8 protein-coding genes and 1 pseudogene are annotated in these 10795 nt (G+C 62.0%); 2 read left to right on the top strand and 7 right to left on the bottom strand.

What is annotated here, in order from left to right; genetic code table 11:
• The 7 genes and pseudogenes from DKT77_RS11705 to DKT77_RS11675 form a co-directional block, all read right to left on the bottom strand.
• Positions 1–653, bottom strand: a pseudogene (locus tag DKT77_RS11705) (transposase); the annotation flags it as partial.
• A gap of 146 nt (positions 654–799) precedes the next feature.
• Complete coding sequence (locus tag DKT77_RS11700; RefSeq protein WP_109811892.1) at positions 800–1858, bottom strand: ABC transporter ATP-binding protein; 1059 nt, start codon at positions 1856–1858, stop codon at positions 800–802.
• Complete coding sequence (locus DKT77_RS11695; protein WP_109811891.1) at positions 1858–3099, bottom strand: MGH1-like glycoside hydrolase domain-containing protein; 1242 nt, start codon at positions 3097–3099, stop codon at positions 1858–1860. The genes DKT77_RS11700 and DKT77_RS11695 overlap by 1 nt, the downstream gene beginning before the upstream one ends.
• Positions 3100–3121: 22 nt before the next feature.
• A complete protein-coding gene (locus tag DKT77_RS11690) occupies positions 3122–4324 on the bottom strand; it encodes a carbohydrate ABC transporter permease (RefSeq protein WP_109811890.1) in 1203 nt (400 codons plus the stop codon).
• Positions 4321–5553, bottom strand: coding sequence for a sugar ABC transporter permease (locus tag DKT77_RS11685; protein WP_109811889.1), 1233 nt, complete (start codon positions 5551–5553; stop codon positions 4321–4323). The genes DKT77_RS11690 and DKT77_RS11685 overlap by 4 nt, the downstream gene beginning before the upstream one ends.
• A 53-nt stretch (positions 5554–5606) precedes the next feature.
• Positions 5607–6953 (bottom strand): ABC transporter substrate-binding protein, encoded by a 1347-nt coding sequence (locus DKT77_RS11680; protein ID WP_109811888.1) that lies wholly within the window; start codon positions 6951–6953, stop codon positions 5607–5609.
• A gap of 18 nt (positions 6954–6971) precedes the next feature.
• Positions 6972–7991 (bottom strand): LacI family DNA-binding transcriptional regulator, encoded by a 1020-nt coding sequence (locus DKT77_RS11675; RefSeq protein WP_109811887.1) that lies wholly within the window; start codon positions 7989–7991, stop codon positions 6972–6974.
• Between the two features lie 480 nt (positions 7992–8471).
• Between DKT77_RS11675 and DKT77_RS20995 the strand changes: the two genes are divergently transcribed.
• Together DKT77_RS20995 and DKT77_RS20990 are read left to right on the top strand one after the other, a co-directional pair.
• A complete protein-coding gene (locus DKT77_RS20995; protein WP_238547832.1) occupies positions 8472–8750 on the top strand; it encodes a type II toxin-antitoxin system CcdA family antitoxin in 279 nt (92 codons plus the stop codon).
• 1517 nt (positions 8751–10267) lie between these two features.
• Positions 10268–10756, top strand: coding sequence for an OmpA family protein (locus tag DKT77_RS20990; RefSeq protein ID WP_238547831.1), 489 nt, complete (start codon positions 10268–10270; stop codon positions 10754–10756).
• Positions 10757–10795: the final 39 nt, after the last annotated feature.

Below are 10795 nucleotides of genomic sequence, written 5' to 3'. Positions count from 1 at the left end.
TGTGGTTGACCGGGGTCAGGCCTCCGGAGCGCAGCTGGCGGTTCAGGATCGCGTCGCCGGTGGTCGCTCAGACCAGTGGCGCAACCACTGGCAACTCCGCCGGCAGCCATAGGTCGGACGCACCGCCACGAGCGCCATGATCAACGGCACCAACGCCGCGTCTTGCGCTTTGTGATAGCGCCGCCGCGGCTTCGTTCTCCCGTTCAGCCGATCGATCAGGTTCGAGCGGGCCACGCCCAGGGTTTCGGCCACGACCTTCACCGGAAATCGTCCGGTCGCGGCGACCGCGCGAGCCAGGTAGGTTTTTTTGACCGTGACTTGTCCAGCGCCTCGCGCAGGATCTCGACCTCCATCGTCTTGCGCCCGAGCTGCCGTTCGAGCTCGCGAATGCGCTCCTCCATTTGCCGGACGACCTTGTTGCTGGTGACCTCATCGTCCTCGGACACGGCGACACTTCCCCCTTCGAGCATGAGCCGGCGCCAACGATACAGCAGATCGGGCGCTACGCCATTCCGGCGCGCCACGACCGGGATGCTGGCGCCGTCCTCCAGCGTTTCCTCGACGGTCCGCAGCTTCTCGGCGGCAGTCCAGCGGCGCCGACGGCCGCCATCGGTGATGATCTCTATCTCAGACATAAGCACGTGCTCAGGCATATGCCTAAGCCTACATGGTCATGCCCAGGTGTCCGGTTGAAACGGGGGCCGGTTCAGACAAGTGTTGCTTATAATGCTGCCCGGCCACAACTTGATGAGCCGAAGACACTCGCGTGTTTTTCCCAACCGAAAACAACGCGCGCGGTTCACTCGACATGGAGCAGCGCTTTTCCGGTTTTGTCGAATGCGTGTAGCGTTCCCGCCAGAGAGAGCCCCATCTTGTCGCCCGGCTTTGCACGCGTCGTTCCATCCGTGCGCAGAGTGATCTGTCCAGCCGCTTCGGTCCCAAGGATGAGGAAGCTGTCGGCACCGAGATACTCCACAACCTCGACCGTGGCATCTATGAACCCTTCGCCCGAGGCTACGATCTGAAGGTTCTCAGGCCGAACGCCGACCTTGACCGCACCAACGCGGCCTTCGCTACCGGCGATACGGCGGCCCCCTTTCGGCGCAAGACCGCCATCGACCCCAATGCAAGGCAGGATATTCATCGCGGGCGACCCGATGAATTCCGCGACGAACAGGTTGGCAGGCCGCTCGTAGAGTTCACGTGGCGTTCCGACCTGGGAGATGGTCCCGAATTCGAGCACGACGATGCGGTCTGCAAGCGTCATCGCCTCCACCTGATCGTGGGTCACGTAGATCATCGTGCGCCCGAGTGTCTGGTGCAGCTTCGCAATTTCGTAGCGCATTTCCACCCGCAGAGCGGCATCAAGATTGGAAAGTGGCTCGTCGAACAGGAAGGCAGTCGGATCACGCACGATTGACCGCCCTATGGCGACGCGCTGGCGCTGTCCGCCCGACAGCGCCTTGGGTCGCCTGTCGAGATAATCGCCTAGCTTTAGGATGCTTGCGGCGTCGTCCACTTTCTCCGTGACCTCCGATTTCGGCGCTCCGGCTGTCTTCAACGAGAACCCCATGTTTTCGCGAACCGACATGTGGGGATAAAGCGCATAGCTCTGGAAGACCATCGACAGGCCGCGTTTGGAGGGCGGATCGGAAGTGACGTCTTTCCCGTCGATGACGAGATTGCCGCGGCTGATTTCTTCCAGCCCCCCTATCATGCGCAGCAGCGTAGATTTGCCACATCCCGATGGGCCGACGAAAACGATGAACTCGCCATCCTCGATCTCAAGATCGATACCCTTGATGACCTGCAACTCTTCGAACCACTTTTCGATACGATCGAGCCGGATCGCCCCCATCACGCATCCCCCCTGTTGGCCCAAGCCAGCCAGATGGCGGCTGTCCATGTGAATCTGTTCCCGCCACAGGCCGTGCCGTCCATCGGGTCGAAATACTCGAAAAAGCCGCCTTGCCGGATCAATTCGGCGGTTTCGCGACGCAGCCGGGCCTCGTCGGCATCGCGGCCGGCCGATTTCAGCCCGACAGCGATCAATGCATTGACAACAGGCCAGGTCGGGCCGCGCCAATAGCGGCGCGGCTCAAAACTCGGAGCCGCCGGATCGTTCGACGGGATGCCGTAGCGCACGCGATCCCACATTTCGGCGAGGTGCGCCTCCATCTGCGCATTCTCGACCCCGGCCAGCAACCCCAACGCCGCACCCGAAGAGATCGCACTTGCAAAGACACCGGTGCGCACGTCGCGCGCGGCGTACGCCTGAAGATCCCGATTCCAGAGCCATGGCAGAGCCTCCTCCATCTCGTCGGCCCAGGCGGCGGGTTCGGAGCCGTCCTCGCCCAACGTCTCAGCGATAGCGGCCAGATCCCGGTTCGCTCGGATCAGGATAAAGGTTATGGCTGGATCGCCCATCAAGAACGGACCGTCATCGCGGATCCTCTTCTGGTCCCAGCCGCAATCCCGACCGAATTTCACCATCGCGAGGTAGCGGTCGTAATCCGCCTTGCCGGGACGCATGGCGGCGTCCACATGGCCCGTATCGCGGCGCTGATATGGGCCGATGCCCGACGTGTCGACATTGACCATGCCGGGATCCCAGTCCGGGCAATTGTCACGGCCGGATTCCCACGGATGGGTGACGCAGGTGATGCCATGAGCCATTCGGCTTTCGCGCCACCAGCGGTGCCATGCAAGCATCTTCGGATAGAGCGCGCGCAGTCTCTCCGTTCCATCCACGCGATCATGGATGAGGCGCGCAAGAATGGCTGCAACAGGGGGCTGCGAGATGCCCGACGTGGCGGGAGTGGTCCCGACACCCCAGACCTCCGGTCCTGGAAAATAGCCGTCATCCTCTTTGTGGAACACGATATGCGGAACCATTCCGGTTGCCCATTGCGCAGAGAACAAGGTTTCGAGTTCCGTCCAGGCGCGGTGGGCATCAAAGGTCGAGAAGCCCCATGCTGCGAAGGCGGAATCCCAGTTCCATTGAAACGGGTAGAGCCCATCGGTCGGGATGGTGTAACCGCCGCGGTCGTTCGAAATCAGGATATCCCGCGCCACGGCGTCAAGCTCGTCATCGTTCATTTCGCTTTCCTTCGCACTGTTTTCAGCCCTTGACCGAACCGGCGGTCAGACCGCGGGTCATGAACCGTTCGAGGCCAAGGAAAATTGCCATGATGGGCACCGTGGCGATAACCGATCCTGCCATCAGGTGCTGGCGCGGGATCTCCGAACTGTCGAGCGAGGCGATGCCGCGCGTCAGTGTGAATTTCGACGGATCGTCAAGCAGCATGAACGCCAGCAGGAACTCGTTCCACGCGATCATGAAAACATAGAGCGACACAGAAGCCAGCGCAGGCAGCGACAGCGGGAGCGTTATCTTCCAGATCACCGCCAGCCGCGACAGGCCATCCATTAGCCCCGCCTCTTCAACCTCGGCGGGAAGACCGCGAAAATAGCCCTGCAGCATATACAGAGCTACGGGGATCGTGGTGACAGGGTAGATCAGGACGATTCCGATCACCGAATTGCGAAGACCAACCATGGAGTAGCCGATATAGATCGGAAGCGCCAAGACGATCATCGGAACCATGTAGATCAACAGGATCGAGCGCGAAAAGACCGCAGCTCCGCGAAACCGCATCCGTGCGACTGCGTAGGCTCCGGGGATCGAGAAAGCGAGCGTCAGAATGACGGTCAGCACGGCAACGTAGAAACTCGTCCACAGGTAGGAGCCGAAATTGAAAACCGTCATAAGCTCGACATAGCTGTCGAACAGGTTCCAGCCCCGCGACAGGTCGATGCTGAAATCCAGCGGGTTCTGCACAAGTTGTTGCTGGTTTTTCAGACTGGTCATCACCATGACGTAGAAGGGAATGGCAACGATCGCGGTGAAGAACACGTAGCCGAACCCGGTCAGGAAACGAATGATCGCTTCCTCGAATTCGTGCCGCGTCAGCCTGCCAAACGGCAAGCCGCGCAGGAACGACTGTAGACCGAGAACCGCGGCGGCGGCGGCGAGCGCTTGTCCTGCGGCGTCCGAGAACAGGCCGACTTCGCCGGTCTGGACTGGTCCAAGACCCAGAAGTCCAATCGCCAGCAAGCCGACGGCCGCCACAGCAATCCCAGCCCGCCCCCTGAGACAGCCGACACCCGCCAGTGCGCCGGTCGTGATCGACAGGAGCAGCGAGGGTCGAAACGGCGCACCGGTCAGAAACGACATCGCGACCGCGACTGTGACCGCGACGGTCACGGTCCAGAACATTCCGAGAAGCGCGGCGGTGACATATCCGTGACGGAGCGCGCTCATAGCCCTTCCTCCCGGCTGATAACCTTGAAGAAGAAGGCCGAGAACAACAGCAGGCAGCCGAAGATCACCACGGCAACTGCCGCTCCGGCGCCGATGTTGGACACTGCGAAGGCCTGTTCGTAGACACTCACCGTGAGCGTGCGTGTGCCCGCATTCCCGCCCGTCAGCAGGAAGATGTCGTCGAACTTGTTGAAGGTCCAGATGAACCGGAGCAGGAACAGCACCGACAGAATGCCCAGCAGTTGGGGCAGCGACAGGAACCAGAACTTCTGGAAGGGCGAAGCGCCGTCCATGTCCGCAGCCTCGTACATATCCTCGGGAATCGATTGCATCCGCGCGAGAATGAACAGGAAGGAAAGCGGGAAGTAGCGCCAGATCTCGAATATCGTCACCATGATCAGCGCTAGAGGCCGGTCGCCGAAGAAGTTGATCGCGCTCTCGGTGACGCCCATGCGGATCAGCAGCGCGTTGGCCGAGCCCGAAAACGGGTCGAACAGGATCACCCAAGTGAAGGCCACCGCGATCACTGGAGCGACATAGGGAAAAAGGTAGAGACCGCGAAGCACACCCTGCCCCCTGAAGGATCGATCGAGCAGGAGCGCGGCGAAGAGACCCACCACCAGAGCGCCGATCGTACCCACGGTTGCGTAGAAGAGCGTCACGCCAAGCACGCCCCAGAACTCGTCGCCGTCGAAGATGCGCGCGAAATTCTCCAGTGTGAATTCTGCGTTCGTTAGGATATTCGGCGCGTTGCCTGAAACGGACGGCGCGCTGCTTTCCGCCTCCTCGCCCAACTCGTCGGCGTCGCGATCGGCGGCAACGGACAACTCGATCTCGTCGCGGCCGCCGGGCTTCAGGTCGCCGATATCGCAGAAAATCTGGCCGTCAGACACATCGCAACGGCTGTCCGCCTGGCGAACCGACAGGCCGGGCGGCAGGGTGTCGGTGATGGTCACGCCGGAAATGGCAATATCGCGCGACGAATTGCGTAGCCGGTATTGCAGGCGCAGGTCGTCTCCGGAGCCGCGCAAGCTTTCGCGAACAACCGGAGCCGGCGGACGCAGGTCCGCCAGGCCCACCGGCTTAAAGGAAATCCAGAAGATTGCGAGGAGCGGAAGGATCACGACGGCCGACACGATGGCGACGGTTGGCGCAAGCAAGCCCCAAGCAAGGCGCGCCTCGCGCCGGGCTAGCGGACCTCGGCCTTTTGGTGGAACAGCGTCCGTCATAGGTCTCTCCTCCGGGCGATGCGCGCAGGCAAGCCCACGCGCATCGTTGTAGCTTATTCGATCGCTGCGAGTTCGTCGTTCATCTGCTGCACGGCAGCGCTTGCTTCGATCTCCCCGTCGATAAACTGGCGCACCGCACGGTTGATGACCTGGCTGTTGACGATCTTCGAGGCGAGCGCGAGTTGGCCATTTGCGATGCCCCAACGCTGCGCGGTGTCGAGACCAGCCACGATCTCGTCGATCATCGCGGGATCATAGAGTTCGGAGAGCGGTGCCTTGCGATCGACACCCACCGGCAACTTGGACCAGGCCTCGATGAACGCCTCGGGGCTGTCCTTTGTGCCGCGGCGGACAGGGAACTTGCCCTCTGGAGCAATTGCGAGCGTCTGGGTATATCCTTCGCTCATCGAAAATTCGACGAATTGTCTCGCCTCGTCGAAATTCGCATCCACCGTGATACCGAGGTATCGCACGTCGGCCCAAGCTGCCCCATCTGGGTTTGACGGTCCCGCGAAACTCGTCACGATGCCGGTCCTGGACGCCAACTCCGTCGAAGTCGGATCGTCGGTGATTGTGGGGGGCGCATCGTCGCGCAATCCGGCGAGTTCGTCGAGTATGAAGGGCGACCAGATGATCATCGCCGCTTCTCCCGAGAAATAGAGCGTGCGCGACTGCTGCCAGAACAGTTCGCCCGGCGGCGAGGCGTCCGCTATTGTCTTGTAGAATTCCAGAACCTCGACTGTCGCCGCCTCGTCGAACCCGGTGAAGCCGCCTTCTCCAACGGGGCTTGCGCCGTTGGCGAGGAACACGTGCTCCAGCACCTGGCTCATGAAATTCTCGTCCACCTTGGTCGCGGCGACAAATCCGAACATCTCGGGTGGGTTATGCAGCGCTTGGACTGCTGCAGTGACCGCCGCAAAGGTCGTCGGCGGCTCGAGTCCATTCTCTGCGAACAGGTCTTTGCGGTAGAGGATCATCTGGGTCCAGCCATCCACAGGCACGGCGGCGTACCCATCTTCGGTGGCGGCGAAGTCTAGCGCGCCGGGGGCGAATGTATCCGGCCCAAGTGCCTCGATGACCTCCGTAGCGGTCTCGGCATCGAGGATCCCGGCTTCCACCCACGGCAAGGTGTATTGCAGTGTATGGTAGATCACGTCGGGAAGGTCGCCTGCGGCGAAAGCGGCGGTGGCCCGGGTCCCGAGATCGCTCTCGGTGACGGGTATCACCTCTACGGCGATACCCGACTTCGCCTCGAAGTCCGCGGCAAGCTGTTGCTGGCGCTCAAGTCGTTCCGGCTGTTCCTCGGTCGTCCAGAAACGGATATCGGCCGCTGCAGGAAACGCGATCAGAGTCGTAAGCGCGGTGCCCACAAGGGCCCGGGCAAGTGTGTTTGTTGTCATGGTGTTCCTCCCGTTGGTTCATTCCTTCGGTGGCGGACCGTCAGTGCCGCCCTCCCGCAGAACGGCATCCGCCGTTTCCCGCAGCTCTTTGGGGTCGGCGCCGCCGACCCGCGCAATCAACAATTCGGCCAGCCGCGCCCCCGCCGCAGTCTGGTCGACAGCAAAGCTCGTCAAAGGCGGGTCGAGATACTGGCCCTCGCGACTGCCGTCGTAGCCGATGATGGAAACATCCCGCCCGACCGTGAGACCGCGCGCCTGAGCCGCCCGCACGGCACCGATGGCCAAAAGGTCGGTCGCGCAGATTATCCCCGTCGGAACAATGATCCCATCGAGCAATTCACAAAGGGCGTTGCCGCCGTCCATCGCGGTCGCGTGCCCAGCTGTCACGATAGGTGACAGACCGGCTTCGGCCATGCCTTCGTAGTAACCATCGAGGCGCTTGGCGGCGTAGGTATACGTGGGGTCGGCCCCCACGAAAGCGATCCGCCTGTGCCCAAAATCGACCAGGCGTGCAACGGCCCGATGCATCGCGCGCCCACCGCGAATATCAAACCAGGCGCAATCGGCGCTATCTTCCGTTCGTCCGAACAGCACGAAGGGGCAGCCCGCCTCGCGCAGCAGGGCGATCCGGGGGTCATGCCGCTGGGTCCGCGGCAGGATGAAACCGTCTGCCTTTCTTTCGTCGATCAGGCGAAGATACGTTTCGAGCCCTTCCTCCTCGCTCTCGGCCGTCGCCATTGTGAGCGTCCAATTCTGCGCCGACACAGTACGCGTTATCCCACGCAGAAATTCGGCGAGAAAGGGCCGTTGGGCGTCATGCTGTTCCATCTGAAGCACGAGACCAAGTGATCGTGACTGCCCGGTGCGGATCGATTGTGCCAGTGCCAGCGGGCGGTATCCGATCCGCTCGGAAACCTCCTGCACACGCCGAATAGTCGCAGGGCTGATGTCGCGATACCCGTTCAATGCGCGAGAAACCGTCCCCTTAGACAGCCCAAGCTCATTTGCGAGATCGCGCAGTGTCACCCTGCGATCCATACAACTCTCCCTCGAATTTCATCGAAGTAGGAACTTCCGAAACCGGTTTCGTCAAGCCTTTTTCAATCTTTCTCGGCCAGCTCCTGGCATCCGCACCGGTGCATCTGGTCAACAACGATCTTCCGACCGAATGCGCGATCTCCGATGCGCCCGTCATTGAGTACACCGCTCATCCGCACTGTTTCGCCAGATCCGGTTCCTCGCTTGATCGGGCATCGACATCCATCGCAACACGCTGGCCGCTTTGGGCGCAGTCCCACAGAACGGGCCGGGTGACCCATGCGCTCGTCATGACGTCGTCTGAAAGTTGGCGAACGTCCGGGCTTTCTTTCTGGATTTATTCGTCAGGGTCATCGTCATTTTTCATATGCGCCACTCAGGAGTTCGACATGGGGCGGGTCCAAGTGAGCCCGACGATGGACCCTGAGGTAGTGGCCAGCCCCCCCGGTCGCTTGCCTGAACATGTCGCGCCTTGCGGAGATGGCGATCTCCGAGGCCGCGAAAGTGGAACGCAACCGCCGATGGAGTGACGAGAACAAGGCCGCGATTGCTGCCTATGCCGAGCAACTCTTGCAGGAGGGCTTGCCTCTTGCCGGGTTCGCAAGCGTCTATCGTCCGGTCGCCATGCCCCAGTTCGATCACTACCGCCTGAAGGGCGAGAAACTGGTCGTCATCTGCAGACGGACCGGATCGGCATCGACGCACCCCTCATCGTGGCTCCCTTGCGCGCCGCCGATCGCAATGGGGCGTTTCCTGTAATCACCCCAACTGTCGCGTTCGTTGGAAGGGCATGGATCGTCCAGGTGCTGAAGCTGGCCCCGTTCCGGGTGCTGAGTTACGGGATGGTGTCGGGTCGCTGGCGGAGCATCGGGACGCCCTGAAGCGGGCGCTGGTCTCCTGATCGATGGCAACTGAGCAATTCTCATCCTTGAGCCGGACGTCGCGCGGTGGATAGCTTGGGACGTATCGATTGCGCGCCTGCCGGAGCGCCGGGTTCTGAGGGAAGCCGTGATCGGCAATCTGCTGGACGCTAGAATTTACAACTTGGGTCATTCTGTTGACAGAAAGGATGGCCTCTGTAGACGATCATTGGCGAAAAGGCCCGCGCCGACGCCTTCCCGCGTCGACTTCAGATGCCGGAGAAACGCTTGCACCTTCACCGTGCGGTGCAGTTCAATATGGGTGAACATCCACAGCGACGTAGACTACGCGTCTCCAAGCCGGACGACTTCCGCAAAGTCGCGCCGAATGCTGGCGTCATGCCCGGCAAAGAACTCTAGCCCGAGCTTTTCGCAGACCGCGCATTCAAGGACGATCATTTCGCTCGCCTGCAACTCCAGGGCTTCGGGCCGGAACGTTGGCGTTCATCCAATCAAAGAAGGGCGCATAGCCTAGCCGACCCACATTGCCTGCGGCGCGATGACCGTCCAGCCCAGCGGGCAAGGTCAGACGGCATCGGTCAGTGTAGCTGCTACTGGTGCAGCAGAGGGGCGGCTGGCCTTTCGGCCCCGCGCTTCGCGGTCTCGGACGATATTAGATTGGCCGAACTGGAGTAACTGATCCGCAAGATGTCCTGCACCTCCCTGAACCGGATTGTCCCGTTCCTGGCGCAATGCACCGACGCCGTGCCGGACAGCCAAGAGGCGGATCGCATCTTGCCGGAGCTTCGCGGGCAGCTGTTTCTCCTGGCACATCCCCCGACGTGGCCGCGGCGCGGCGCCCTGCCGCCATGGATTTGGCCGGGGCGTTTGCGCCGAAAGGGGCCTATCACCGCGCCTCTGCGATGTTCTTCGCGAGCAGCGACACCCGCTTCCGTCAAGACGGTGATGGTCAGCTCTCGGTCGTAAAAGCGCCTCCACCAGCCTGAATGAATGGCCAGGGCACAAAGGCCTATTATCAGTGGCCTGCGCATGCCTATGCCAAAAGCATCGCGGATCCTCCGGTCGCCTCCATTCCCTGCGGACTGGACCGGTCTGCTTGCAATAGGGCGGCAGGCGCGGCCAAGACTTGCGCCTGCTTGCGGTCGCCGCGGCGCTGAGCGGCGTCGTTTCCGGCATCCCAGCGCTGGTCAAGCCACCGCCGGAAGTGGCCGTTCTCGCACGGGCGGAGCCGATTTCGCGCGCCCAAAGTGGCCCCAAGCGCGCCGAACGCTCCGCAGGGTGACAAGTCAGCGATTCGGGACTAGCGTAGATAACTTGTATCAAAAATGCTTGCGGAACACTGGTTGCATCGAAACACGAAGGCGGCGCGGCTCTCTCATGCACAGGATGGGAACATTGATATCGGCTTTGGCCCTCGTCCTCGCGGTGCTTTCGGCACGGGCGGACGACGTCGCTGACCTTTTGCCGTCCGCGATTGCCGGGGCGCTGTCGCCCACCGTAGGCACTGACCGCAGCGTCGCCGCCGGGCAAGGCGACGGCCCGTCGGTCGACCTGTTGGTCGGCTTCGAAGGCGACACCCACAGGCTCACGATCGCCGGGATGAAGACCCTGCGCACACTTGCCGCGGCGCTTCTCGACCCGTCCCTCGACGGCATGCGGTTTGACATCGTGGGCCATGCCTTTCTTCCCAACAAACCGGCCGCAGCGCAGCCGCTGTCAGCCCGCCGGGCCCAAGCCGTGGCTGAGCACCTGACCGGTTTCTACGATCTGGACCCTTCACGATTTGTCACGGTGACCGGCGCGGGTGCATCCAGCACGCGGTCCACCAACCCTGCCGACCCGATGAACCAGCGCATCGAGATCATCCGCGCTGGGGCAAACTAGTGTCTTCCGGGCGCGTTCGCGCGTCCGCAAGCAGCAAAA

This window comes from Meridianimarinicoccus roseus (assembly GCF_003172915.1).
GTDB classification, from domain to species: Bacteria; Pseudomonadota; Alphaproteobacteria; order Rhodobacterales; family Rhodobacteraceae; genus Meridianimarinicoccus; species Meridianimarinicoccus roseus.
Note: the sequence above shows the minus strand (reverse complement) of the source record. Positions and strands in the feature narration are given on the sequence as shown.

What these genes read in the sequence shown, in the direction of transcription:
- DKT77_RS20995 (WP_238547832.1), top strand. Translation starts at nt 8,472, where the DNA reads ATGGCGATCTCCGAGGCCGCGAAAGTGGAACGCAACCGCCGATGGAGT.
- DKT77_RS11695 (WP_109811891.1), bottom strand. Translation starts at nt 3,099, where the DNA reads ATGAACGATGACGAGCTTGACGCCGTGGCGCGGGATATCCTGATTTCG.
- DKT77_RS11700 (WP_109811892.1), bottom strand. Translation starts at nt 1,858, where the DNA reads ATGGGGGCGATCCGGCTCGATCGTATCGAAAAGTGGTTCGAAGAGTTG.
- DKT77_RS11675 (WP_109811887.1), bottom strand. Translation starts at nt 7,991, where the DNA reads ATGGATCGCAGGGTGACACTGCGCGATCTCGCAAATGAGCTTGGGCTG.
- DKT77_RS11680 (WP_109811888.1), bottom strand. Translation starts at nt 6,953, where the DNA reads ATGACAACAAACACACTTGCCCGGGCCCTTGTGGGCACCGCGCTTACG.
- DKT77_RS11685 (WP_109811889.1), bottom strand. Translation starts at nt 5,553, where the DNA reads ATGACGGACGCTGTTCCACCAAAAGGCCGAGGTCCGCTAGCCCGGCGC.
- DKT77_RS11690 (WP_109811890.1), bottom strand. Translation starts at nt 4,324, where the DNA reads ATGAGCGCGCTCCGTCACGGATATGTCACCGCCGCGCTTCTCGGAATG.